Below are 26,642 nucleotides of genomic sequence, written 5' to 3'. Positions count from 1 at the left end.
TATATTGGTCGCAGTTTCTTACGATTAAACGGACGTTTTCGCGACCGTCTGATACTGATGATGCAAGGCCTTGGCATTTTTTCCGGCGTCAAATTGTGCCTGCACGATTTCATACAAATCATCTGCTATTTCCGGTTTCCACATTTGCTCATGTTCATACAGAGCGATCGCTTCCGCCAAGGCTTGAGCAGACCTCGGTTTAATCAGCAAATGCCGATGCTTACCGAATAACGATGCAACTCCGCCAACATCCGTACAGATGACAGGAACCCTTAGCGCGAGCGCCTCAATCACGACAGTCGGCATCCCTTCACTGTAAGAAGGAAGCACGAACATGTCTGCGGCAAGCAAATAGTCTCTCACCTTATGATTCGGCACTTGGCCTGTGACGATATGGCCCTTTTGCATCAACATGGACTTTGCAGGACCGTCCCCGACAAAGACTGCCTTAGGAGGTTGCTTCAATGACTCGATGGCGTCAGACAGTTCAAAAATGCCTTTCTCCCTGACGAGCCGGCCCACATAGATGGCCAGACGCTGATCGAGCGGGAGCCCGAGTTTTTTTCTGGTTTCTTCTTTTGTCTGCTCATTCTCCTGAAAGCGGCTGAGCTGTATGCCGATCGGCAGAACCGAGCTGTCAAAGCCGGAAAGCTTTTTGGTTTCTTCCTGAAGCTTGTGGCTGACTGCTAAAACAGCTGACGCGGAACCTACCGCATGATTGAAGGCTTTAAACGCCCCTTTGCTGTAATGCGGATAGACATTCACATCACTGCCGTGCAAGGTCAGGACATAAGGAATTCGCTCTGACTCCGACACGACTGCCGCAGCCCCGCCCGATGGCATGGCAAAGTGCGCATGAATCAGATCCGGATGTAAGTCGCGCTGTTTCATCATTTTTAAAACGGCTGTTGCGATTCTCCGATGAGGCTGCGCCCACTTCAGCTGGCCGGGAACCGCTCGATAGAAAGGCCGATAAACCGGTATCCCCTTCCTAATCTCATACTCCGGTCTGGCATCCTTTTTTCGATATGTCTTTTTCAACATGCGGACAGGCGCGGAATGAAAAGGCCGCGGGCATATCACGGTGATATCAAGCCCAAGTTTTTGCAGCTCTTGGACCTGTGTCTCATGAAACACACCCTCACCGGGTTTCAGACTGCTCGGATATACGCTTGTGATCCACAAAATCTTCATGACAAACGTCCTTTTCTTAGTAGTTTACTTTTCATTTGAGGGTACGCTTTTACCAAAAGAAAAAGATAGCACAGCGCCCCGGCCGCCACTGAAATGGCCAGCCGCATTTCTGCCTGCAGACTGAAGTGTTCCGTACCTAGGCTTACACCAAACGCGATGATAGCCATCACGACTGTGATCAGAAACGGCTTTATAATCGACTGGAAGTAGGCCGAAAGATTAAGCTTGATGACATATGCCAGCAGCCAGCGGCCGATCAGGAAATTGAAAACACTGATGATGGCATATACCCATGCGACAGTCAGCAGACTTCCCGTCTGAACGGCTGCAAACAGTGACAATCCGTACAGCAGCAGCACACCGGAATCCCAATAAAATGCTAAGTCCGCTCTTCCTTTAGCAAGCAGCACAGATCCATTTGGATTCATGAGCACTCTTAGTATCCCGACAATGGCCAGAACATTGAGAACCGGTACAGCAGCGAGCCATTTTTCTCCGAAAACCGCTGCGATAAAGGCGTCTGACACAGACACGAGCCCGATTAACAGCGGAAACGAAACAATCGCCAGCATCTTTGTCATATTCAGAAAGCCTTCTCTGATCACGCTGTTTTCATATTTGTTTTTTGCGAAAACAGGGAATGCCACCCGTGTCACAATCGGATTGATTTTCAATACCGGAATGGTGACAATCTGGTAAGCAAGGTTATAAATCCCCAACGCTTCAGCACCGATAAACCGTCCGATCAAAATCATATCGATATTCGCTCCCAGCCTGTTCACAAGACGGGATGAAAGCTGAAAAGCTCCAAAGGAAAAGAAGGCCTTCATTCCCCTTAAGTCAAAAACAAAAGCGGGGTGCCATTTTTTTCGGTATACGGCCCAATACAAAATCCCTTTACTGGACTGCAGCAGCACTTGAGAAATGACGTACGCTAAAATCGCGTCCATCATAAAAACCGCAATCGCTAAATATCCGAAGGACAATGTGTTTGAAAAAATCTCAATTTTGCTTAACGTATTAAAATGCAGCTGCTTTTGCAGCATATACTGGTACTGCTGTCCGATTGGCGCAATCAAAAACATAATCGCTAAAATCCGAATCAGAAACACCAGCTCTTCTCTTTGATAAAATCCCGCAATGGCGGGACTGCTCACATATAAAAGAACAAACAGCAAAACGCCGGTCATAATGTTAAGCCAATACAAGGTTGACAGCTGGCGCTCTGTTGCGTCATCCCTTTGAATTAACGCCGCGCCAAATCCCATATCAAGCACAATCTGGGCGAACACTGTAACCGTTGTGATCATGCCTACGAGTCCAAATTCCGTTAAGGTCATCATATTTCCTAGCAGGGCAAACTGAACAATTTGTATGACTGTAATGCACATCGTCGAAATACTTGTCCACTTTGCGCCGCTTATGATCTGTTTTGTAATACTTGGCATCATATTCCCTACTTCGTTTTAAGCTCAGGTTGATGGTAAATGCAGGTGTTCAGTTTTATCTTGCACCATCACCTGTCCACACTACTTTACAAGTTTTTAACATAATTTTTAATTCTAAAGTGAAAGTCAGGTTGCGAATGTAATATAAATCAAATATCAGTTTTTCCTTCGGCGTCATATCATAACCGCCGTTCACCTGAGCCCAGCCGCTCAATCCCGGTTTAACAGCCAAACGCTGTGTAAAGTCTGGAATCTCATTCTGAAACTTTTCTGTAAACACTGGACGTTCCGGACGAGGGCCTATCATACTCATATCGCCTTTCAGCACATTAAATAGCTGAGGCAGCTCGTCAATTCTCGTTCTTCTGATAAAAGCTCCGATCCTTGTCACCCGCGGATCTTGCTTCTGCGCCCAAACAGCCCCAGACTTCTCGGCATCTATTTTCATGGAACGAAGCTTATAAAGCTTAAATCGTTTCCCGCCTTTCCCTACGCGTTCCTGCGTATAAATGGCAGGCCCCGGCGTCTCCAAACAAATCAGTATTGAAAATACCGCAATCATTGGCAGCGCCATCGCCAATCCAATGAGCGCAAACCAAATATCCATTACGCGCTTTACTGCTAAATAACGAGCCGTCTTTTCAGATAATGTAAAAGAATGTATTTGCTGAACTGAGAATTCACGACTCACATTCATGCTTTTCTCTGCACTCACTGACACACACCTCACGATTTGTTTGGGATGTTATGATGACCTATGCCAGTCAGTTTAGCAGACGGATGTTAATTGGATGTAAATGGTATGTTAAGAAGTGTGAATTTGTTATTTTTTCTGACATTTAACTGTGAACTTTTTATTGTTTTAGACACTTTTTTTAAAAATTAAGCATATTGTATAAAAAAAGAGACAAACCATTTTTCAGATTTGTCTCTTTTCTCTGCGAAGCATTTAATATTGAAAATAAAATTTTGATTTAGAGGTTAACAGCTTATATTGAACCTCAACTGTTTTACGAAAGACTAACATGGATTTTCGTTCCACGTTCTTTGAGTCGAGGATAATTTCTTGGTTATCCACTTTTGCACTGATTTTATTTTGAGAAGTGTTTATCGCAAAATCAATTAATCGATGTTCTTTCTGGACATGAGCTAGCTGCTCAAGCAAACTCTGCACGTTAACCGTCAATTTCGTACAATTAGGCTCTAAATCAATACGTTTTACCGGCAATGAAATTTCAGCCTGACCGGTATTGACAATGATTTTTGAATGATTTGGCAACCAGATTTGCTTATCTTTAAAAAGAAATGATAAATCTTTTGATCCTGTATCATAGGAAAGTTCAGCTTCTGTATATGCATGTTTCTTGATATCAATCGAAAGATTATCATAGTTCATTGTGAAGTATGGTCTGGCGCTGTAGACAAACAAAGCGTTATGACCTAAATACATCGTTTTCGTAGAATACTTGTACGCTGCACGCTTGTTTCCTATTCTTGCCCTTAATTTGTAGCCATCTATTGACGATTCAATAAAGAAATCCCAAACGCCTAAATCTTCTTCAGCAGATGCCAGTTCATCAAACTTACACTCAAATGTAAACGCGGAATTTTCATTTAAAGCCGGCGAAATGTATTTTTCCGCCTTTGTATCACGATGAACAAACACTCCTGTCAGGGATTGATTATTATTCGTTTCATCATCCAACAATTTGTGTTTCATGGTTCCTTGAATGCTGAGGCTGCGATCATTAAATTCAATATTCTGCAGATAATGTTCAAGTTTATTTTTATAATTTACTTTTAGTAGTTCTTCAGAAACGGGATACCGCTCTAAGCTCGGATAACGCGCAATTAACTCCCCGTTATGTACAGTACAGAACTTTTTAATGTCTTGTTCTTCCCGCTCATACTGGGTTAATCCTTTCAAATCATTATTGCGAATAAACAGCAGCCGCAATTTGATATGCGGAAGCAAAAATTGATCCGCCTCTTCAGGCACTGCATGAATAAACGATGACAAATATTTAAACCATTCAGCTCTTTCTTCATCGGTTTTCATTTTTATTGTGACATTTTTTGTCCGTGAAAAATCAAAATGCCTGTTTAAAAATACTGCCATCAACTTAATTTTTCTGGCTTCTTCCAGGTCACTTGCCTTAATGGCGGAGACAATATCTTCCATCGCTCCATAAAAGTTCTCTGGGGGAACATAAGCAACACTCATATGTTCGCCGTCTCTTTTGACCAAATAGTAATAATCATAGTCAGCTGAAACAGAAATCTTCTTTGCTTTCAAATAAGCATTCATTGTAAAGACTTGATCTTCCGCTGCTTTGATGTGAGTAGGGAAGGTTATTTGATTTTCTTTTAAAAGTGAGGCTTTAAACAGTTTTTGAGGTCCCAATGTAAAAACAATTTTGGAATCAACTAAATCAACATCCAGGTTCGTTTCTTTAAACATCGATTTGGGAACGCCTCTGCCGTTTACCCCTTTTAATTTCCCTAAAGTAATATCTGATTGATTCTCTTTTGAAAAATTATACCATCTCAACAATGCTTCATTTCCTAGATAATCATCGGAATCAACAAACAGGATATATTCACCTTTGGAAATTTTTATTGCATCATTGCGCGGAGCACCTGGACCGCCTGAATTTTCCGTTCTTTCAATAACAACAATATTTTCATACTTCTTTTTATATTGCTTCAAAATGTCTAAAGATGAATCCGTAGATTTATCATCGACACATATAATCTCATAATCCTCTGTTGGCATTGTTTGATTAACTAAGCTGTCAAGACATTCGGAAATAAGATCTTCTGAATTATATACAGGGATAACAATGCTTATCTTCATCGATTACCTCACTACCCTAATGGATCGGTTATATTTTTGCCTGATCATTATATCAAAAACATCTGTCAATAAGAATAGGCCTAATCTTAATTTTTGCTAAACTTTTACATAGCATGTATACTTTTTAAATTTTACTCATTTTATCGTATAAAAAACTTGCCGGCAATTCCTGATAGGTTTTGCCGGCAAGCTGCTTTCAATATATACAAATCCTAATAATAGCCTATGATTCCTTCATATATTGATTGAGCTGCTTTTTCTTGGTACAAAGCACTCTTTAACTTACTTGCATCGTTCGCATTTGAAATAAATGCCAGTTCCACTAAACTGCTCGGCATCGTTGATTCTCTGATCACATGGAAATTACCGATTTTCACGCCGCGGTTTTGAGTATTGAGCGCTTTGTAGAGCCTGTTTTGGATTTCTGTCGCGAGACGTTTGCTGTTTGCTGACTCATACTTTGTATAATAGTATGTTTCGGTACCGGTTGCAGAAGAGGTTGCTGAGTTGGCATGAATACTTACAAACAGATTTGCACGATTGCTTTTGGCTTTTGCAACCCGCTCAGAAAGCTCTAAGAAGAAATCTGTAGATCTAGCCATAACCGGAACAGCCCCGCCCTTAGACAGTTTGCTGTTTACAAGCTTTGCTACGGCAAGGTTCACGTCTTTCTCCTTTAAACCATTACCGACCGCTCCGCTGTCGTATCCCCCGTGTCCGGCGTCCACAAAAATCTTTTTGCCTACAATGACATTTTTCAGCTGGTTCGTGACATTGCCTGTAACTGAAATGGTTCCTCCAAGTACAGTGAATGTGTTCTTGCTATTTGATCCGATGACTGTTCTTGTGGCAGTTGGCAGTGAACGGGCATCCGTAAACAGCATTGGACGATTTTGCTTCGCAGCCAGCACAGAGCCCGATAAGGCATCGGCATATTTATAGCCATTGCTGACAAATGCAGCCTTTGATGAAGAATAGTACTTCTTCGCTATGTTCGCAGCCACTTCAAAACGGCTGTTTCCGCCGATTCTTGTTGGTGAAGGAAGCTGGCTGTAAACACTTTTAGAAACACTGATTTCTCCTCCGACCACGATCGTCGATGTTGTTCTTTTTCCGCTCATCGCATTTTTTGTCGGTGTGGGAACTGAGCTTGCCGTTGTTAACAGAATCGGAATACCGTTGCGAGCGGCATAAGAACCGATCGCCAGACTGTCAGCATATGCCGTTCCATTTGCGATGACCGCTCTTGAATTCGAAGACAATTTTTTTGAAATATTTTGGGCAACTTCGTAGCGGCTTCTTCCGCCGATCCGTTCCACAGTGGAAACACCCAATTTTTTAATGTCACTTACAACGTTGCTGGAAACACTGATTGTTCCGCCAATGACGATGACCTTGCTCGGTTTGAGCTGGCTGATTCTGTCTTTGGTCGGTGTTGTCAGCTTAGATGATTCCGTCAATAGAATTGGAGCATTGTATTTATAAGCCAGAGGAGCAGCTGTTAATACATCGGCATATGCTGTTCCATTCGCCACAATAACTGTGCTCGCACTGCTCCAGCCTTGTTTTGAAACATTCACAGCAACCTCATATCTGCTTGCTCCATCCAGCCTTGTGACAGAGTTGGCTGCAAAAGCATTTGGTACAAACAACACGACTCCCAATATCAGAATTGGTAAGCTTTTAAGAAAGATCCGCAAAGATAGTCCCTCCAAAGATTGATAATGATTCATAAATCAAATAACGAACGAAGGAGGCAGAACTGCGCCTCCCTGAACTTCTACCAATCTTTTAATAGCTTGATAGAGTCGTTCCCGGATAATAAAAACTTAATATTGTTGTATATGACTGCCCGGCAGCCGCTCTGGCATTCGCTCCATATTGGCTCATGCCTATGCCGTGCCCATATCCCTTACCGCTTATGATAAAGGCGTTTGTATTGCTGGAGACAGAAGCGTATGCACTCTTCATATTTGAAGCGCCAAGCATCGTTCTCAGCTGTGTCGCAGGTACAGAAATTGTTGCTGTTTTTTCACTCAGGCTGCCATTTGAAAGAATGTAGCCATTTGATTTTTCCTTCACGAAATAAGAGAATGTCACACTTGCTGTTTCCGGCCGCTGACCGGCAGTTTTTGCCGTGCTGAATTTCACACTGGATATTTTCGTGATTTTGATAGACTCGGCAGTGCTGTATTTATTTTTGATAAACCAGCTTTTCAAACCGTTCAAATATACGGAGTTGATTTCATTTTTAGTGCTCCACCAAGATCCCGGACTTTTGAGATTCAAGCTGCTTTTATCGAGCTGGGTTTTATTTAATGACAGAGACCAGCTTCTCTGCGGGTCATAGGAGTCTTTTTTTGCGATTAAATAAGGAAGCTGGCTGCTCCATACCTCACCGCTCGCTTCCGTGTAGCCGCCGTTACTTGAGGAATATGTAGCTGAAATCAAATTGCCATTGTATTTTAAAACTTTTCCTTTTGTGGCTTCTACAACCTCTGAAGTTCTCGAATTCCAGTCATATCCGCCATATACCTGAAAAGCGGTGGTGTCTTGTACTTCTTTTCCGGCCGATCTGATGGAATAAGTTCTGGCAGCGACAGCTTGAGCTTTAAGCGCTTCTTTTTGCCAGCTAGCCGGCATCTCATGGGGTACAACACCCTTCAAATAATCTTCAAAAGGGATATCCACATTAATCGGACGAACATATTTGCCTGACTCAATCGTGAATTTCATATTTCCAAGATACGGCGTTCCATTGAGACTGATAGAATTTGTCGTTGCATATTTTTTAGGATTTGCTGTGAAAGAAGTTCCAAGCGTCTTGATAGCAGTGCTGTTTTTATAAAGCACCAGGTTTCCGCCGGATAACTTAACTGAATAGCCAGATCCTGAAAAAGTATCTGCCAGTTTGTTCTTTAGCGTATCACTCACGGAGATGCTTCCTCCAAGCAGTGCAAATGACTGAGTTCCTTTTGATGTCACCACATCAGCGACTGGTGACGGGAGGCTGTCGGATTCAACCAACAGTAAAGGACTTCCCTGCTTCGCTGCAAGAACAGATCCTGTCAAAGCATCCGCAAAGGTTTTGCCATTTGACATGAAGACCTTTGTCGCTTTCATATTTAATTGTTTGACGATGTTGGCAGATACCTCATACCGGGAAACCCCGCCAATCCGTTTTACAACTGCCTGCTTTTTTAAAGTGGCTTCTACACCAGTGCTGACACTCAACGGACCTCCGACAATTGTAACGTTGCTCGGAATTCTGTAATCGCTGCGGATGTTATTGTCTCCCGCAAGTAAAATCGGATAACCGTTCATTGCAGCATATGGCGCGATTGACAGGGCATCTGTAAAGACCATGCCTGTAGCCACTACTGCCTGGCTGTAATTCCCCATTCGGTCGGCTATGTTTTTGGAAACCTCGTAACGGGTTGCACCGCCAATCCGATCGATAGAACCATATTTTTTCAATGTATTTTCTACATTTTTAGAAACACTGATCGTTCCGCCAATAATGAGAATATTGTCAGGATTTAGTTTTGCTATTTCACTTTCTGTTTTTGGTGTTAGCGAACCTGCGTCTGTTAATAAAATCGGTGCGTCGTATTTTTTGGCAAGCGGTGTTGCTGAGAGCGCATCTGCAAAAGCGTCTCGATTCACAATGACCACAGTCGTTGGATTTGTCCAGCCGGCTGAAGCTACATTATTGGCAACATCAAAACGGGTTGCCCCTCCGTATCGCTCTGTATCCGCAATTCTTGAACCCGGAATTTCATAGCCGCCTGTAATATCGACATTCAAGCTTGATTTGTTGCCTACATAATTGCTCAGCTTCACCGAAATGGTTTTATCAGCGGCTTTCGCAGACTGCATAAACGCCGGGCATGCAAGAGCCGCCGCAGTGACTGACGTAAGAAGCAAGAGCTTCATTTTTTTCAAAACATAGAACCCCCTAAGAAGTTTTTATTACTTCGTCTCAAGATTCTTTAGCGTTAAGACGCCATTTGAATCTTTTGTGTATTCAACAACCACTTTTTGTCCTTCTGAAATGCTGTTCATTTTGTCCTGAAGGTCTGAACCAACCTGAATCATAGTCTCGTCACCATCAATATCGACGGCAATCGTATGGCTGTCCGCCAAACCGGCAAACGTGCCTTCCTTCGTTACACTCTCTTCAGCAGCAGCATCCTGGCTGTCTGTATTTGTTTCTGAACCTGATGAGTTCTCAGCTGTGCCGCATGCAGATAAAAGTAGCAGCATTGAGAACATTAGAATAGCAAGTTTTTTCATTCCTATATCACCTCTCCTGTTTTTATCGACAATTTTAAGCTTATTTTAAGATTTCTATCAAAACAACGAAAAGTTTTTGCGGATTTTCTTAAAATACCGAAACATTTGTTACAAGCAGCCGTCTATTGTAAAGAATCAGACAAATTTTAGTTGTTTTCAAATATTAAGAAACTTATAATCGTACTAGATTACAAAAAAGCGAGGACTTTATTATGAGAGCTGAAAAAAGAAAGAAAAAAAGAAAGGCATTACTTGTCATTTTAGCCATTGTGGCCGTTTTAGTGCTCGGAACAGGCGGCTATGCCTACTACTTATGGCATAAAGCTGCTTCAACTGTGGCAAGTATTCATGAGAGTATTGATAAATCTAAAAAAAGGGATAAAGAGGTCAACATCAATAAAAAAGATCCGTTTTCCGTCTTAATTATGGGTGTGGATGAACGCGACGGAGATGTAGGCCGTGCCGATACGCTCATTTATATGACCGTTAACCCAAAAACGAATACAACTGACATGGTCAGCATTCCGCGAGACACATATACAAAAATTATCGGAAAAGGCACAATGGATAAAATCAACCATTCATACGCATACGGCGGTACGCAGATGACAGTTGATACGGTTGAAAACTTCCTCGATGTTCCGGTTGATTATTTCATAAAAGTGAACATGGAAAGCTTTAGAGACGTTGTTGACACACTTGGCGGCATAACAGTTAACAGCACATTCGCGTTCAGCTATGACGGTTATTCATTCGGAAAAGGTGAAATCACGCTGAACGGCAAAGAGGCGCTCGCCTATAGCCGGATGAGAAAAGAAGATCCAAGAGGCGATTTTGGCCGTCAGGACCGCCAGCGCCAAGTCATCCAAGGAATCATTAATAAAGGCGCGAATATCTCTTCCATTACGAAATTTGGAGATATGTTCAAAGTGGTTGAAGATAATGTGAAAACGAACTTGACCTTTGATGACATGTGGGATATTCAGTCCGACTACAAGGGCGCGCGTAAAAAAATTGAGCAGCACGAACTGAAAGGTCAAGGCACAAAAATCAATGGAATCTACTACTACCAAGCTGATGAAACTGCCCTTTCCAATATCACAAAAGAGCTGAAGGAAAACCTCGATAGCTAAAACAAAAAGAAGCTTCGCACAGTGTGCAAAGCTTCTTTTTTATTTGCCTGTAAATGAATCCGGTTGCTCTTTCCGGTATCCGTAATGAAACAGCAATTCTTCCACAATCCGGCGGGAAGCCTCTCCATCGCCATACGGATTAGAAGCGTAGGACATTTTCTTGTACTCATCATCATCAGTTAACAGCTGTTTTGCCAGCTGATAAATGTTTTCTTCATCCGTCCCTGCAAGTTTCAGCGTTCCTGCTTCCACTCCTTCAGGGCGTTCCGTCGTATCGCGCAGCACAAGCACCGGTTTCCCGAGAGAAGGTGCTTCCTCCTGAACGCCGCCCGAATCTGTCAAAAAGAAATGTGATTTTGCCGCAAAGTTATGGAAATCAATGACTTCTAAAGGGTCAATCAGATGTACTCTGTCAGAATCGCCAAAATGCTTCTGAGCCGCTTCCCTGACAACAGGATTCAGGTGCACAGGGTAAACGACTTGTACATTTTTAAATTCCTCAACAATTCTGCGGATAGCCTTGAACATGTTTTCCATTGGCTCGCCCAGATTTTCCCGGCGATGCGCGGTCAGCAGAATCATTTTATCCTCGCCCACCTGATCGAGGACAGGATGTGAATAACCGTCCCTCACCGTTGTGCGAAGTGCGTCAATCGCTGTATTGCCCGTTACAAAAATCGCGTCTGCATTTTTATTTTCTTTTAATAAATTCTCTTTCGCCCGGCATGTCGGCGCAAAATGCAAATCAGCAATCGCCCCTGTCATCTGGCGGTTGAGCTCTTCCGGAAACGGGGAATACTTATTCCCTGTACGGAGCCCGGCCTCCACATGGCCGACAGCAATTTGATGATAAAAAGCGGCAAGGCTTCCGGCAAAGGTCGTTGTCGTATCACCATGGACAAGCACAATATCAGGCTTGATGTCTTTGAACAGTTCATCCAATTTCACAAGCGCGTTGGACGTAATCTCTGCCAGTGTCTGCCGCTCCTTCATGATGTTCAAATCGAAATCAGGCTTGATGTGAAACGCATCTAAAACCTGATCGAGCATCTGTCTATGCTGGGCAGTGACCGTCACATAGGAGTCTATTTCAGGATATTTTCTCAATTCAAGTACAAGCGGTGCCATCTTTATCGCTTCAGGCCTGGTCCCGAAGACGGTCATGACTTTTAGTTTTTTCATATTTGTCACCTTGTTTCTTTGTTTAACGGGCTGTCAGATAAAATTTTGATTGGTCTGATTGTATATATAGATCTACTTTCTTCTTTATTTTAAAGCACCATAGCTTTTTTTCAATATTTTTACTGCAAAAGTATACGCTGACATCCTTTTTTGGAACCAATGTCGTCTTATATGAGTTAATGGATAAAACGATATTGGTGTTGTGTAAATGAGCAGGGGCAAATTTTTGTTCAACAAGATTCCGGTCTACCTGGATCACTGTTCCATCAGCGGAACTGATTTGTTTTTTAATTGGAATTAAAAACTCTTGGTTATTGAATTCCAGCAATAATAAAGACTGATTTGGGAAAAACAATTGGCTTCCAGGGAATACGAGCGTTAGATCCCCATCAGAATCACTCGTTCTGATTTCGACTTTCAAATCTTCCTGTTCTCTGATATCGACTGACAGATTATCGTATGTTTTTGTAAAATAAGGCCTTGCGCTAAAAGCATATTTTCCGTTATTCCCAATATATTTAGCATGCTTTGGATAGGGATACTTTTCTCTGTTGCTGCCAATTCGGGCGCGTTTTTTATATCCGTCAATCTCTGATTCAATAAAGAAGTCCCAAACACCCATATCTTCTTCATGAACTGCCAAATCAGTAAACTTCGTGAGAAATTCAAATTCGCCGTCCTTAGCATACAACGGAGAAATGATTTTTTCAGTTTTTCTAGCACGATGCACCCAGATGCCAGATAAAGTTTGCATATCTTGATGCTCTTGTTTTAAAGCCGAGTGGGTAACCGTTCCTTTTAATAATAAAGTGTTGTTCTTCATTTGAAATTCGCTCACGTAATGACTGATTTTATTTCTGTCATCAATGATCCGTTCGTTCTCTGTTAAATGATACCGTATAAGGCTTGGGTAGTTTGCTATGATATGACCATTTTGAACAGACGTAAATTGAGTCATATTTTCTTTATCAGCTTCAAATTGCTTCAAACCCTTTAGATCATTACGACGTACAAAATATAATTTTAGCCGTGTATGAGAATGAACAAGTCTGTCAATTTCGAGCGGAATATTTCGTTCTACAAAATGATGAAGCTCTGTCATCCAATCTTGTTGTTCCTGCTCATCTTCTATTGTTACGGTAAAGTCCGTTGTTCTGGAAAAGTCAAAATGGCGATTTAAAAACTTGGCCATAAACTGCTTTTTGCCGGTATGGGATAGACGGCTCTCACAAATCATATCTATGATTACCTTCATAGCACCGTAGTAGCTTTGGGGCGCCACATATGCAAATGTCATGTGCTCGCCGTCATGCTGTACAGCGTAGTAATAATCATAGTCGGCCAAGACAGAAATTTTGTCCGCTTCTAAATAAGCTTTCATGACAAACACCTGGTCCTCTGTGGCCTGTATATTTGAAGGAAAATATATGTCATGTTTTCTAAGCAGTGAAACTTTAAAAAGTTTTGTCGGGCCAATTGAGTAGACAAGCGGAGATTTAACAAGATCGGCCTCAGGTTTTGTTTCTTTAAAAATAGCTTGCGGAACCGCTCTGCCGTTTACACCGACCATTTTCCCAAGCACAATATCTGAATCGTGCTGCTGTGCAAATTGATACATTCTCTCAAACGCTTCAATTCCTAAATAATCATCGGAATCAATAAAAAAAATGTATTCACCATGAGCAGCACATATGGCTTGGTTTCTTGGTTCGCCTGGCCCTCCCGAGTTTTTCTTGCGTTCAATAACCGTTATATTAGAATACTGTTCACTGTATTTTTTCAATATGGAAACCGTGGCATCCTGAGAACAATCATCTACACAAATAATTTCGTACTCATGATTCGGCATGGTTTGTTGAACCAGACTATCCAGACAGCGGGAGATAAACTGTTCTGAGTTGTATGTGGGTACTGCTGCCGTAATTTTCAACCTGACACCTCTATCCTTATCCGCTTCTATTTTTTCACAAAAGCTCATATAATGAACAAACATGGTATAAAAATGTACTATTTCGTCATTTCAAATACTTCTTCCCATCTTTCAAACAATCGGTCTTCACTATATTCTGTATTCATTAAGTTCTTTGCATTTTTTCCATATTGAATGGCTTTCTCAGGGTTGTCGTACAAATAAATGATACTCTCAGCAAGCATTTCAATATGATCAGGCTCTACAAGCATGCCCGTTTCGTGTTCTTTTATGAGCTCTCTTGGGCTGTATTTCACATCAAAACTGATAACCGGGGTTGCGCATGAAAACGATTCACAAATAGCAAGGCTGAACCCCTCAAATTTTGATGTTAATAACGTCGCAAGCGCCTGCTGATAAAACGGAGCAGGATTTGCGATATAACCTTTTAAATGTACATTATCCAGCTTAAGATCATTGATCAATTGCTGGTATTGCTCGTGGCCGGGACCGCTGCCATAAATATTAAGGACAATTTCAGGGCGCGATTTTTTTACAATTTCCATTGCTTTTATAACCTTATCGATCCCTTTTTCCTCATGATATCTGGCCACCATGACAAATTCGTTTTTCTTTTTTTCATACGTTTTTAGCTTTTCAAGCCTTCTTGGAGCATGGGGAATAACAAAAATATTTTGATCCGACTCAAAATCCTTCATAATATCTTCTTTTTGTTCATTCGTTAATACGATCAGCCCGTCATAATCTTTAATATGCTCCATCGCGTATTGATGATTTTTCCGGACATTGCTGCCTAACATGTAGGGATAATCTAAATGATTTGAATGAACACAGTAATATCGTTTTGCCAATCCACCACGCATTTCATTCACTTTTGAAGCACTTCCGACACCATCACAGATGATAATCGGGGCCATTTCTTTTTCACATAGCTTCTCAAGCCAATGTGTATGAAACTTGTGCCTGTTTTTGAAAAAGACAGCTTCTTTTTCCTCTCGTTCAAACAGCATAACTCCCTGACTGGCTCCCGTATTAAAATGGTACCATTCTGTTAAATAACAAAAACCGTCCGGTGCTGTGTAGTGAATTTGATTGATTTTTCCGCTTCTCGTATCGAATAACACCGTTTTATTTACATAATCGCCATGAAAGAATTCACGCTTTGTCATCTGCATATTTTCATTGAAATGATCTACATATAAAAGGTTACTCGATTCATCCCACTTCTTCTTTTTCATATATAAACCATTCTTGAAGTATTCGGTTTCTAATTTTTCCTCATTATGATAAACAGCATATGGTTCTTCAAAGCGATTGCGATTTTGTTCATAATAGCTTTGCTGTGTATCCCCGACTTTTATATGATTATGCTGGTTTTTATAGTCGTCATAAATATTGAGGATATTTACATCAGCATGCAGTCTTCCAGCGTTCTTCAGCTCTTTCTCAATCTGATCATAATTCTCTTTATAATCAAGTGTGACCAAATCGATTTTATGGCCGCGCTCCGCAAATGTAAAAGATCTTGACATCATAGAACTTGTAATGCCGCCTTTTTCAATGTCTATTTCATATATTAGTGAAAAGATCCTTCTCATTTTCAAGCTCCTTCTTCTGGTAAAACTTTCTCGCCTATTTTTTCACAAACAGCCGCTTCATTAATTTTCTCCGAAATCCCTCGGCTGTATGAACACACAAATGATTTTTTTCTTCTTCCAATTTCAATCGCCAGCCTGAAATGCTTTGTTCTGCTGCTGGAAGTTTCTTCGGATCGGTTACTTCTACACTCGATGCAAAGAAGCTATTATCCCACTCGCAACAGAGATACAACTCTAACGCTGATAGCTGATCTACTACAGAAAGCACATGGAGCGTACCGTTTACAGTAAATATCAGCTCTTCCTCGCTGTTTACATTTGCGTTAAACGTAATTTCAGTGCCGCTCTTCTTATTTTTTAATTTCCAATACATTTTATGACGGCCAACAGAATGGGCAGGAACTTCGCCTTTACATTCGACCTTGGCTGACAAATATAAGTCGGATTTTGATTGCCACTCTGCAGCTAACAGCTTAACATGCATATCTTTCAATTGATTATGAAAAGGCACCTGATCAATAAGTTTGTCCACAAAGCCTTTCCAAGTAAATGAGCCTTCAGAAACGTTATAAATAGTTGTGCGAGGCCCCGTTTTTTCAATTGTGTCATGATACCTCTTCAAAGAAGGAACCACGAAAGCATGAAGGCAGCTTATTTCCTTTTCAGGATTGTCCAATACCTCATTCGTCTCTATAAAACCTAAATACATGGAAGAATATTCAGCAGAAATAGACTTCAATGTTTTATATACGCCCACTTCTGAGGTTAAGAATAAATATTCCGTCTCTTTTATCAAGCGGCTCAAAAATTCATAATAGAGTTCATTTTCTGAGTACAATACTTTGACTATATTGTCTTTTTCGTCAAAAATAATAATTTTTTCAGTTGTTCCGTTATTCTTATACCATTTGGTCATATAACAGGTGCCGTCTTTTCTTAAATAAAGATGCTGTTTCGGTTTGTTCGTTTCCAGATCCATGTATATTAAGCTGTGTACATAGCCGAATAAATCGTATTCTTCCCTTTTAAACCTTTGCCTGTTTTCATTAAAGTAATCAATGACAGCAAGTTCTCCTGTTGCTGTAAACCTTTGATATTTGATATAACGTCCATTGTCGTAATAGCGGTAAATGGGCTTGTTCGGTTCTTGAATATATGTGAAACCTTCTTGTTCTATCGGATGCTTTATTTTAACTTTCTCAGGTTCTGGTCCTTTAAAGTAGCTGTACAAATTAATAACAGCAGCATCTTTAAAAGAAGAAGGCCCATTAGGATCATGATGCAAAGTGACAATTTCCATTGGACAATTCCAATCAATTGTATTGATATTGAACTTTTTTGCAGTATGAAGTCCTGAACAAACATATGCTAATTGTGGGGTAGAAACCTTAATCGTCATCTCTATTATTACCTTTCGAAAAAATTCGTACAGTTACAATTTCAGAACTACATTATATCATTTTTGCTGAGCAGGCTCTAGAGATGGAGAAGCTGTTATATTTCTTGACTTATTCGGATCAGCGTAAACTGTTTTATCTACCAATTAATGTTATTTTTTGTATTTATTTGACCTCAAAGTCACTGAATTGACTCTTGTTTAATATTGGTTTTTCTTATATGATTAAATGTGTTTAACAGAATGAAAATAGGGTATTCATGAGAAAAGAAACTCAAACCTTTTAAATACTCAGCATTCAAAAAAGCTGAACCCTAAATCTGTTCTTAAGGAAGGTGCTTTGAAATTGAAAAAAGTACGTAAAGCCATCATCCCTGCCGCGGGTCTCGGAACGAGATTCTTGCCGGCTACGAAAGCAATGCCGAAAGAAATGCTTCCTATCGTTGATAAGCCTACCATTCAATATATAATTGAAGAAGCTGTTGAAGCCGGTATTGAGGATATTATTATCGTAACAGGAAAAAGCAAGCGTGCGATTGAGGATCATTTTGATTACTCTCCTGAGCTCGAAAGAAACCTGGAAGAAAAAGGAAAAACGGAACTCCTTGAAAAAGTGAAAAAAGCTACTAATCTGGCTGATATCCACTATATCCGCCAAAAAGAGCCTAAAGGACTCGGACACGCTGTATGGTGCGCGCGCAACTTTATCGGCGATGAGCCGTTTGCGGTCCTACTCGGAGACGATATTGTTCAGGCAGAAACACCAGGATTGCGTCAGTTAATGGACGAATACGATAAGACACTTTCTTCTATTATCGGTGTTCAGCAGGTGCCTGAAGAAGAAACACACCGCTACGGCATTATCGACCCGCTGACAAGCGAAGGCCGCCGTTATCAGGTGAAAAACTTCGTTGAGAAGCCGCCTAAAGGCACAGCACCTTCTAACCTTGCCATCTTAGGCCGTTACGTATTCACACCTGAGATTTTCATGTACTTAGAAGAGCAGCAAGTTGGTGCCGGCGGAGAAATCCAGCTGACAGACGCCATTCAAAAACTGAATGAAATTCAAAGAGTGTTTGCTTACGATTTTGAAGGCAAGCGTTATGATGTTGGTGAAAAGCTTGGCTTTATCACAACAACTCTTGAGTTTGCGATGCAGGATAAAGAGCTTCGCGATCAGCTCGTTCCATTTATGGAAGGTTTATTAAACAAAGAAGAAATTTAAGCAAAAAGGCTATTGGACATTCATCCAATAGCCTTTTTTCATTTCGACATCAGTGTCAGCGTACGCTCTTCGTTATCAACTGCAAAAACCTGGTCATCTGTATTCACAAGAAAACGATTTTTGCTGCTGTCATACAATACATCACTGTCACTTAAAGATAGTGACGCCGGAGTAACAGGAGAAATGTTGTGAAAGATAAGCTCAGATGCTTTATCATTCTCCAGCACATAGCTGATTTTTTCATAATCAAAATCCAGCGTCTTTCTGCCGTCAGCCGTATCTCCTACAGTATATCCATTCAATTTCGATTGGATGTTGGTGCTGCTGTCTCCCAGGAATTTCAGGAAGTATTCATAGGAAGAAGCCGCATTTTGCGGAACATAAGGCGTAAAGGCCGCTGCCTGCAACTCAGCATGTTTTACGTTTGTTGCAACAGCGCTCTGCTTTACAAAATAAGGCTGCCCGTTAAACTTTATTTTCACTGCTTGTTTTCCTTTTGCAGCTACCTTCACCTCGGTACCGAATGGCAGTGTAATGTCAGCCTTCTGTTTCAAAGGTTGATCCTTATAAACCGACGCTTTTTCATCTGCAATAAACCCTTGTTTATTGACTGCGGTTAATTGTTTCTCTGTCTTGCCCTTTGCATCACCATGATGGTTCTTCACTTCGTTTTGCGGAATAGCGCCAAACGAAGCAATGGTACGAAGCGGGGTGTTAAAAAACATTGTTCCTGCAGTAAAGACCGTCAAGATAGACAAAATAGCAATTTGAATTGCATTACCCAGTGATTTCGGCTTTTTCTTCTTTTTGCGGAAACGGGCAAACGCTTCAGGATCTTCTTTCTTCCGCTCTTCCGTTTGCTCTTTTTTATATGTTTCTTTTTCTTTTTTCGACAGCTTATTAAACCAGTCAATAAACGCTTTATACTCTTTGACAACCGTTTTTGTCTCATCAAACATACGAAGCTCGCCGTAGTGCATCCAAGCGACGCGGTCACACATCTTTTCAATCTGGCCGATGGAATGGCTGACAAAGAAAATGGTTTTTCCTTGCTTTTTAAACTCATTGATTCGATCTACACACTTCTGATAAAACGTTTGGTCCCCTACGGAGAGCGCTTCGTCAATAATTAAAATGTCAGGGTCGATATGCACGGAGATCGCGAAACCAAGACGCGATTTCATACCGCTGGAATAGTTTTTAACCGGCTGATTAATAAAATCGCCAATCTCGGCAAATTCCACAATACTGTCATACATATCATCAATTTCTTTATTGGTTAACCCCATCATCAAACACTTGAGCCGGACATTATCCCGGCCCGTCAATTGATTATTTAAACCGGCCGCAATCGCAATCAGCGACGGTTGGCCGTTCATTTCAATTTCACCGCTGGTCGGCGGAATAATTTTAGCCAGCAGGTTAGACATGGTCGATTTTCCTGACCCGTTTATCCCTACAAAGCCGATTGTCTCTCCCTCATACACGTCAAAGGAGACATTCCGCACAGCAAAAAAACCATTATCCTTAGCCGGAAAAAACAATCCTTTTATCTTGTCCGATTGTTTTTTATATAAATGATACTGCTTTGAAACATTTCGAAACGAAACTTTTAGTTTCATCGTACAATCTCCTTACGTATTAAAGAAAGTCAACAAACTTGTCTCTGAATTTCATATGCAGGATAGAACCTACTAACAATAAAAGGAAGGTGAACAGCCAGAAATAAAGTGTGTATTTCATGTCTTGGAAGAACCATTGCCCGTCTAAAAATGTATTCCGGAACCCTTCTATCAGATAATAAATCGGGTTCAGCTTAAGCACTGGCAGAAGGTTCGGGTGATTTTTCCCAAGCTGCTCCGAGATATTCCAAAAAACCGGAAGTAAAAAGAACAACAATCTTGTTACGGATTGCAGCAAAAATTGGTAGTCGCGTACCAGTACACTTATCGTCGAGTTAAACAAACTGAATGAAAACATAAAAATGATCATACAGGCTAAGTAGTAAATATATTGTATCCAATGTAAACTTGGATAAATTCCGTTAGTCAAAAGTACGATCAAAAAGATGCCCATCATCACAAAATAACTAAATAAATTTGAAGCAATCACAACAGAAGGCAGTGAACTGATCGGAAAATTCATCTTCGCGACCATATTAATCCGTTTAAACACACTGTTTGATCCATCAAGTATAGTTGGGCTAATAAAAAACCATGGAATCAAACCAGCCAGCATCCAAACAATAAAAGGCACTTCTCCGACACCCGTTAAAATTGGCTTACTGTTGCGAATCCCCATACCAAATACAAACCAGTACGCCAGCATTTGAATGAGAGGATTTAAAAACTGCCATAATACACCAAGATAATTCATCTGATACTGAGACTTTGTCTCATACGAAGCCAGGCGCAAAATTAAAGGAAACGATGTCACTTGCTCTTTTACGATTCTTACTAATGCATTCATTATTTATCTTCCTTAGACTTAAATGATTTTTTGGATCTTTCGGTTAAAGAAATTTGAAAGCACCGGTGAATATTGTAACAGATAATAAGTTTTTTTTCACATCATAGCAGGTTTAAGGTCAGTAAAAAAATTCACATTTCATTTTCATTTAATTATAGCTATAGTAAACAAAAAAGTATTTCGAGATATTTGTCTCGAAATACTAACTACTGCTTTATTGTACCTCAATTTGAGAATAGACCTTTTTTAAAGGAGTTTTGTTTTTTTTAAATTCTTGCTCATGCAAAAGATTTTCCCACTTTGATCCTACAACTTCAAATGAGTATCTTTTCACATTTTCCTTAGCATTCCTGCCCATTGATTTCCTCAAACTATCTTCTTTTATTATAGTAGTTAAAGATTCGGCTAGCTTGTCTACATCGTTTCTTTTGACTAATACCCCATCTTCACCATCTTTGATAATTTCAGCAGGACCAATACAAGAATAACTAACACAAGGAACCCCTACCGACATAGCTTCAATGATAACCATCCCAAATGATTCATTTCTTGAACTCAATGCATATATTGAGGAATTGGACATCTCCTTGATAATATTATCTGTTTTTGGCATTAAAAAAACATTATTATACAACTTCTTATCAAATATCATTTGACGTAATGAATCCTTCTCCACACCATCACCAAAAATCTTTAATTTCCATTCTGGATATTCTTGGGCCACTTTTTCAAATGCTTCAATCAATAGGTCAAACCCTTTTTCATGAACAAATCTCCCAGCAGCAATGACTGTTTTTTCGACAAGGTTTGAGCTCTCTTTTGGCATGTGTGTTGCATTCTCTATTTTATATAAATCTGTGGAATGGTTATTTAGAAGGCGCTTATAATCATTAATCTCTGCATCAGTTAAACATGTTAGAGCATCCAGCTGTTTATAATACTTTCTGATTTTCGTTTGAATTGACTTTTCATACCCGCCAAAGTACTTATGCTCTTGGCCAATTTTAATGACATTACGATTAACAAATTTAGCAGCCAAGAAATTAAAAGATGGAATAGTCGTTATAAGTACACCTTGATTAATTTCTGAAAGTTTTTTTAGAATTTTAAGATCTACAAATAAATTAAACATATGATATAGATCTTCATTTTTATCAATAAACACACTTGGTATCTTCATTAAAATTCTTTTAATGATTTTCTTGTATAAAGGAGTGTTTTTACCAAAGAGCTTTCCTCTTCTAGCATCAAATATTGGGTTTAGTTTAATCCTCTTGTCTATATCAAACATAGGTTTACCCCTAGTTCTTCTAACACTTATAATTTCAACATCATAGTTTTGGGCAGCTAAATAATTAGCTGTGTTGGCAACAGTCCTCACTGTACCACCCATGCCATAAATATTGTAAACCAAAAAAGTAATTTTCACTATATTTTCCTCCTTTCCTATTTAAGCATTTTTATTTGGTTATAAATACGTTCTGAATTTTGTTTATCCTGATACTTATAGAATTTCTTTGATTTCACTTTATATTTTTTCTCATACTTAAAATCATTTTCAATTTGCTTTTGAACGATTTCCAATAAGCTTTCATCTGTATAAGCTGTTTGACCGAATAGATCTGTTTTTAAATTGACATAAGACCCTCTGTAATGTAAATAGTCAGGTAAATCAAATTGATAGAAGACAACAGGCTTTTCCAGATAATTAAAATCAAAAGCTACGCTTGAATAATCCGTTATCATTAAAGAGCTTTCACTTACAAGACTTTTAACGCTCTCTTCTCCGACTTTTACTAATTTTATGTTTTTATGCAGATCTTTAAAATAATTACTATATTTTTTCTGCAGTTCTATATGCATAAAAAACTTCAATATAATATTCTTGTCTTCTAAAAGTTTATGCAATTTCTTATTATTTAAAAATCCACTGTAATTGAGATAGAATTCGGAACTTGTAAAGTCATCAATCCACTCTCTCCAAGTCGGAATAAGGAGTATTTGTTTGGAATTCACCATTTTACTGTTGTCAATCAATGTATCAAATCTCGATAGTCCTGTAACCATTATTTGATCTTTTTTAAAATTCATTTCCTTTACTAAAATGTGCTTTTCGTGATCAGATGAAACGACAAACTTTCTAATTTTACTGTTATATGATTTTCTATTAAAGCTCAATTTTTTCATTGCAATTATGCCATGCTGCAAATAGATGACTTCTTTTGGGTTTTCACTCATTTTATTATGAATGACACTGGGAATAACATCTCTTATACCATGACTTACAATTAAATATTTACTTAAATGATAAAATACGAGATGTTTAAAGCTGTCATAGGTTAAAATGTTTTTCGGATATTTCGAAATGTTATCAGGATTTTTATTATCTTTCTTACTTACATAATAGTATTTTTCTTGATTTTTATTTCGAACACAGTATTCAAAAAATGCAAACCCATTATCCTGCGCGACTTCTCCTAAATTCTCTCCAACAAACCACACTGGTTTATTAACAAAAGGTTTTAAAACTTTTGCAATTAGTCCTGCAATTAGAAACCTTATTTTTTCCGATTTCTTTTCAGTAGCCTTTATATCTCTCATTTCTAGCTTTAAAAGAGCGTTTCTTTTATCAATAAAAGCAGACAAAAAGAGAGACTTATTAATTTTAATTGCACCAGATTTAAATGTTGACTTACTATTTATTAGTTTTAAATCTTTTATTTTTATTGATGACTCAACATACTTATTATTAATTAATAAACACAGACCGATATCGTATTGCATTTGTTTTTCCAAGCCATAACTTTCAACTTCGTTTTCACTTAATAAAAACACAAATTCTTTATAGTCTTGCTGCTCCCGTTTTAACGAAGGTTCAAGCAGAACAGAGCGGCTATTCTTATCTTTTAACTTCAAATATATTTTTTCGTATATCAAATTCTTTTTTTCAATAGCCAAATGAATTTCTATTTCTTTATTTTTGCTGATTATATCTGTGCATTCAGCGTTAATATATGAAGAAAAAACAAATGATAATTCATTTAATTGATTAAATTTGGGCTGTATTGAGAACGGTTTTATATCTTTAATTACAAACTCCGGATAAACATGAGATTGTGATTTGTCTAAAATATCGTCTAAGTTCGACTTCAGTTTTACAGCATATTCTTGATCCTTTACAAGAATTGAAATATAAAAATCAAAAATAAAATAATGATTCATTGCCTCTATATCTGTTTTCTTTATGTTAAGCCTGCTCTCAAAATGCCAACAAGAAGAAGTTTTTTCTAGGTTATTAATAAAATGAATTTTCTGCTCACTTTCATTAGCTAAAAAAACGTTTTTAATTTCAAATTCCTTATCTAAAACCTCTATAGAACCTTTAACTATTAAATCAACACCATCATGATGTATATAAGATATTTCTCCATAAATTGCTGAATCTTTTATTAGAACCGCTAAGTTGTTATCTAAAGTAGCATACATACGTGCTCTTTTTATGAATCCATTAGAATTGTAAATGGTTTTTGGCAGACTGATAAATTTACCCGTAGATTTATCAATTTCTGAATCAAATGATAATCTTTGACTTACTGTTAATCCATTTGTATCGAACTCTAGATAAACATCCCATATTCCATCAGTTTCAAAAAAGCGTTGTGTTAATAAAGGAACACTTACCTGTAAAAAGCCGTTATTATAATCTTTTTCCTGCAGACGAATTATGTGCTTATCTTCAGTTTTTCTATTGAGAAAAACTAACTGTTTAATAAAAATCTGTTCGTCTTCATTTGGGGTAATCTTACAATTTAAATGAAGATCATTATTATCGATGCTTAAATGATGAATTTTAGTCTGAATTAACTGTTCATCAAATTGAGAAATGTGAATTAGCAATTCTTTATTTTGAGTCTGGAAAACATTATGAACAAAGAGTTGGCCATTTTCAGTAAACATCTCTTTTGTTTGTAATGCAGTATTAATATCAGTTTTTATTTTAACTGCAAACTGATATTTACCTACCTTAACTTCAGTATAAAAATACCAATTCCCTTGATATAAAGGATAATCCTTCAGTGTTAAGGATATTTCAAAACTTGAGTCTTCTGAAAGTACTAAAGAGCTCTTCGGTATTATTAATTGTTCTTTTGTTGCTTCGTTTTCTAAATAACAATTTATGGATTTGACTGTGCTATTTAAAAACAAAAATGTATGAGATCCAATAAAAGTCGTGCAATTTGCTGACATTTCGACATTTTCTATTACAAAAGCCGATTCGGAAAGGCTTGTTTTATTTACGATTAAATTTCCATCCACTTGAGGAGCCAACTCTAGCACAGACCCGTCAATAACCAGTTTAAAAGTATCATTTAACTGATTTAGGATATCAATAAAAATTTCATCTCTATCTAAAATAAGTTTTAATTTAAAAACTGTTTTATCAGAACAAGACTTAAGCTCATCTAATGGGATAACAACTTTCATAATGCCTTCATCGCTAAGTAAAGAGATGTTCGATAAGAGATCTATATGCCTGTTAGAAGTTGCAAGAACAACATTCTCTATCCTACTGAAAAAGTGATCATAAAAATCTTTTTTTTCACACTTCAGATCAAATAAGATATTTTCATTTTCAACTTTCACCTTTATTAAATATATGCCGTAGTCCATTAAGTCTCGCCTTTCTGTGCTTGCTGAATTATCTTTTATCCAAAAAGCGTTTTTACAACTCTCTTTGTTGACTCGCCTGCTTCTAAATAACAAAACTTGCTATGAAATTTCTGATATTTATCGTTAGTACTGTAAGCGAAATTTCCCACATCATCAACAGATTTAATAACTTCCTCTGTGGTCATCAATAACGGTCCAGGAGCTTCACTTTCAAAATTATAATAAAACCCTCTTAATTTATCTCTGTATATATCAATATCGGGAACAAAAAAGATAATAGGTTTCTTAAGTGACCCAAAATCAAAAAATACAGAAGAGTAATCAGTAATTAAGATATCTGAAACAAAATATAGTTCACGGATATCCTTATACATAGACAGGTCATATGCAAAGTTTTCTAAGCCCTCTAAGTCAATAACATCAGCTACTAAATAATGCATTCGAAGTATGACAACATATTCTTCACCTAGATGTTCTTTTAGTTTTTTCAAATTCAAATGTATATCGAACTTATAAGCGCCTTTTTTATGATATAAATTATCCCGCCAAGTAGGCGCATATAAAATAACTTTTTTATTTATATCCATACCAAGCTTTTGTTTTATATCATTTTTCTCGTCATTTGTTTTTGGCGAAAATAAATAATCATTTCTCGGATAACCAGTTTCTAAGATTTGTTTTTTAAATTGAAATGCTCGTTTAAAAATTTCAGTCGAATAGGCATTAGGAGAAATTAAAAAATCCCATTTATTTGCTTCCTGCAGAAAATTCTGTTTATACTTTTCAGTTGTCGTTCCGGGCATGTGCACTTCGTCCATATCATTGGCAAGTTTTTTTAACGGAGTGCCGTGCCACGTTTGTATATACAGTGTGTTTTTGGGTTTTGGAATCCATAAAGGAAGCCGGCTGTTTGTAATCCAATATTTCGCTGTAGCCATGTACCAAGTCCACTTAAGAGAAAACCTTTTGATATATGGAGCATCAACGCCGTCTAATGCCGATAAATACCGTTTATCAATACTCCATATCAATTTATAATCATATTGATCTTTATTTTCCTGTAAATATTCGTAGATTGCTCGGGGGTTGCAGCTAAACTGTTTTCCAGAATAGCTTTCAAATAAAATGAGTTTGTTGTTTCTTGGCAGAAGAGCAAAAATCTTAAAAAGGACTGAATAGACCCTAATTAATGAACTTCTGCATTTTTTTAAAATAAAAGATTTCATCATGAACTCCTTAAAGA

The 26,642-nt window shown here is 38.5% G+C and carries 18 protein-coding genes; 2 read left to right on the top strand and 16 right to left on the bottom strand.

What is annotated here, in order from left to right:
• Positions 1 to 24 precede the first annotated feature (24 nt).
• The 7 genes from tuaC to JMN17_RS09575 form a co-directional block, all read right to left on the bottom strand.
• On the bottom strand, positions 25 to 1,194 hold the full coding sequence (gene tuaC / locus JMN17_RS09605; RefSeq protein WP_202327952.1) for a teichuronic acid biosynthesis protein TuaC: 1,170 nt from the start codon (positions 1,192 to 1,194) through the stop codon (positions 25 to 27).
• Entirely contained in the window at positions 1,191 to 2,642 is a 1,452-nt protein-coding gene (tuaB, locus tag JMN17_RS09600) for a teichuronic acid biosynthesis protein TuaB (protein ID WP_087991568.1), read from the bottom strand. The genes tuaC and tuaB overlap by 4 nt, the downstream gene beginning before the upstream one ends.
• A gap of 55 nt (positions 2,643 to 2,697) precedes the next feature.
• A complete protein-coding gene (locus JMN17_RS09595) occupies positions 2,698 to 3,357 on the bottom strand; it encodes an exopolysaccharide biosynthesis polyprenyl glycosylphosphotransferase (protein WP_202327951.1) in 660 nt (219 codons plus the stop codon).
• Positions 3,358 to 3,591: 234 nt separating this feature from the next.
• Positions 3,592 to 5,499 carry a glycosyltransferase family 2 protein gene (locus JMN17_RS09590; protein WP_087991570.1) on the bottom strand — a complete coding sequence of 636 codons (1,908 nt, stop codon included), beginning with the start codon at positions 5,497 to 5,499 and terminating at the stop codon, positions 3,592 to 3,594.
• Positions 5,500 to 5,711: 212 nt separating this feature from the next.
• On the bottom strand, positions 5,712 to 7,199 hold the full coding sequence (locus JMN17_RS09585; protein WP_202327950.1) for an N-acetylmuramoyl-L-alanine amidase: 1,488 nt from the start codon (positions 7,197 to 7,199) through the stop codon (positions 5,712 to 5,714).
• Between the two features lie 91 nt (positions 7,200 to 7,290).
• Entirely contained in the window at positions 7,291 to 9,444 is a 2,154-nt protein-coding gene (locus JMN17_RS09580) for a SpoIID/LytB domain-containing protein (protein ID WP_087991572.1), read from the bottom strand.
• A 27-nt stretch (positions 9,445 to 9,471) separates the two neighbouring features.
• Positions 9,472 to 9,795: a hypothetical protein gene (locus JMN17_RS09575; protein WP_087991573.1), complete on the bottom strand. Its 324-nt coding sequence runs from the start codon at positions 9,793 to 9,795 to the stop codon at positions 9,472 to 9,474.
• A gap of 212 nt (positions 9,796 to 10,007) precedes the next feature.
• Here JMN17_RS09575 and tagU point away from each other — a divergent pair, with 212 nt between their 5' ends.
• Positions 10,008 to 10,928, top strand: a complete 921-nt coding sequence (gene tagU, locus JMN17_RS09570) for a polyisoprenyl-teichoic acid--peptidoglycan teichoic acid transferase TagU (RefSeq protein WP_087991574.1) — start codon at positions 10,008 to 10,010, stop codon at positions 10,926 to 10,928.
• Between the two features lie 39 nt (positions 10,929 to 10,967).
• Here the strand turns inward: tagU and wecB are convergent, their stop codons facing one another.
• Genes wecB through JMN17_RS09550 form a run of 4 tightly spaced genes read right to left on the bottom strand, consistent with a single transcriptional unit; the run spans position 10,968 to position 17,037 of the window.
• On the bottom strand, positions 10,968 to 12,110 hold the full coding sequence (gene wecB, locus JMN17_RS09565; protein WP_087991575.1) for a non-hydrolyzing UDP-N-acetylglucosamine 2-epimerase: 1,143 nt from the start codon (positions 12,108 to 12,110) through the stop codon (positions 10,968 to 10,970).
• A gap of 22 nt (positions 12,111 to 12,132) precedes the next feature.
• Positions 12,133 to 14,088, bottom strand: coding sequence for a glycosyltransferase (locus tag JMN17_RS09560; protein WP_202328232.1), 1,956 nt, complete (start codon positions 14,086 to 14,088; stop codon positions 12,133 to 12,135).
• Positions 14,089 to 14,117: 29 nt separating this feature from the next.
• Positions 14,118 to 15,638 (bottom strand): glycosyltransferase, encoded by a 1,521-nt coding sequence (locus tag JMN17_RS09555; RefSeq protein ID WP_087991576.1) that lies wholly within the window; start codon positions 15,636 to 15,638, stop codon positions 14,118 to 14,120.
• 34 nt (positions 15,639 to 15,672) lie between these two features.
• Positions 15,673 to 17,037 (bottom strand): alpha-glucosyltransferase N-terminal domain-containing protein, encoded by a 1,365-nt coding sequence (locus tag JMN17_RS09550; protein ID WP_087991577.1) that lies wholly within the window; start codon positions 17,035 to 17,037, stop codon positions 15,673 to 15,675.
• A 343-nt stretch (positions 17,038 to 17,380) separates the two neighbouring features.
• On the opposite strand from JMN17_RS09550, the gene galU reads away from it, so the two are divergent.
• A complete protein-coding gene (galU, locus tag JMN17_RS09545) occupies positions 17,381 to 18,259 on the top strand; it encodes a UTP--glucose-1-phosphate uridylyltransferase GalU (protein ID WP_202327949.1) in 879 nt (292 codons plus the stop codon).
• A gap of 38 nt (positions 18,260 to 18,297) precedes the next feature.
• Here the strand turns inward: galU and tagH are convergent, their stop codons facing one another.
• The 5 genes from tagH to JMN17_RS09520 form a co-directional block, all read right to left on the bottom strand.
• Positions 18,298 to 19,881 (bottom strand): teichoic acids export ABC transporter ATP-binding subunit TagH, encoded by a 1,584-nt coding sequence (gene tagH, locus JMN17_RS09540; RefSeq protein ID WP_202327948.1) that lies wholly within the window; start codon positions 19,879 to 19,881, stop codon positions 18,298 to 18,300.
• A 19-nt stretch (positions 19,882 to 19,900) separates the two neighbouring features.
• Positions 19,901 to 20,728, bottom strand: coding sequence for a teichoic acids export ABC transporter permease subunit TagG (tagG, locus tag JMN17_RS09535; protein ID WP_010328803.1), 828 nt, complete (start codon positions 20,726 to 20,728; stop codon positions 19,901 to 19,903).
• A gap of 214 nt (positions 20,729 to 20,942) precedes the next feature.
• Positions 20,943 to 22,157 (bottom strand): glycosyltransferase family 4 protein, encoded by a 1,215-nt coding sequence (locus JMN17_RS09530; protein WP_202327947.1) that lies wholly within the window; start codon positions 22,155 to 22,157, stop codon positions 20,943 to 20,945.
• Between the two features lie 17 nt (positions 22,158 to 22,174).
• Entirely contained in the window at positions 22,175 to 25,399 is a 3,225-nt protein-coding gene (locus JMN17_RS09525; protein ID WP_202327946.1) for a CDP-glycerol glycerophosphotransferase family protein, read from the bottom strand.
• A gap of 35 nt (positions 25,400 to 25,434) precedes the next feature.
• Positions 25,435 to 26,625 (bottom strand): CDP-glycerol glycerophosphotransferase family protein, encoded by a 1,191-nt coding sequence (locus JMN17_RS09520; RefSeq protein WP_087991718.1) that lies wholly within the window; start codon positions 26,623 to 26,625, stop codon positions 25,435 to 25,437.
• Between the last annotated feature and the right edge of the window lie 17 nt (positions 26,626 to 26,642).

The organism is Bacillus sp. RHFS10 (assembly GCF_016757475.1).
Taxonomy (GTDB): domain Bacteria; phylum Bacillota; class Bacilli; order Bacillales; family Bacillaceae; genus Bacillus; species Bacillus subtilis_G.
The sequence above is the reverse complement of the archived record's forward strand: the minus strand, read 5'-3'. Positions and strand labels throughout refer to the sequence as shown.

Coding starts and splice junctions, on each gene's coding strand:
- wecB (WP_087991575.1), bottom strand. CDS start 12,110: ATGAAAAAACTAAAAGTCATGACCGTCTTCGGGACCAGGCCTGAAGCG.
- JMN17_RS09575 (WP_087991573.1), bottom strand. CDS start 9,795: ATGAAAAAACTTGCTATTCTAATGTTCTCAATGCTGCTACTTTTATCT.
- tuaB (WP_087991568.1), bottom strand. CDS start 2,642: ATGCCAAGTATTACAAAACAGATCATAAGCGGCGCAAAGTGGACAAGT.
- JMN17_RS09560 (WP_202328232.1), bottom strand. CDS start 14,088: ATGAGCTTTTGTGAAAAAATAGAAGCGGATAAGGATAGAGGTGTCAGG.
- tagH (WP_202327948.1), bottom strand. CDS start 19,881: ATGAAACTAAAAGTTTCGTTTCGAAATGTTTCAAAGCAGTATCATTTA.
- JMN17_RS09525 (WP_202327946.1), bottom strand. CDS start 25,399: ATGGACTACGGCATATATTTAATAAAGGTGAAAGTTGAAAATGAAAAT.
- tuaC (WP_202327952.1), bottom strand. CDS start 1,194: ATGAAGATTTTGTGGATCACAAGCGTATATCCGAGCAGTCTGAAACCC.
- JMN17_RS09590 (WP_087991570.1), bottom strand. CDS start 5,499: ATGAAGATAAGCATTGTTATCCCTGTATATAATTCAGAAGATCTTATT.
- JMN17_RS09555 (WP_087991576.1), bottom strand. CDS start 15,638: ATGAGAAGGATCTTTTCACTAATATATGAAATAGACATTGAAAAAGGC.
- JMN17_RS09520 (WP_087991718.1), bottom strand. CDS start 26,625: ATGAAATCTTTTATTTTAAAAAAATGCAGAAGTTCATTAATTAGGGTC.
- JMN17_RS09550 (WP_087991577.1), bottom strand. CDS start 17,037: ATGACGATTAAGGTTTCTACCCCACAATTAGCATATGTTTGTTCAGGA.
- tagG (WP_010328803.1), bottom strand. CDS start 20,728: ATGAATGCATTAGTAAGAATCGTAAAAGAGCAAGTGACATCGTTTCCT.
- tagU (WP_087991574.1), top strand. CDS start 10,008: ATGAGAGCTGAAAAAAGAAAGAAAAAAAGAAAGGCATTACTTGTCATT.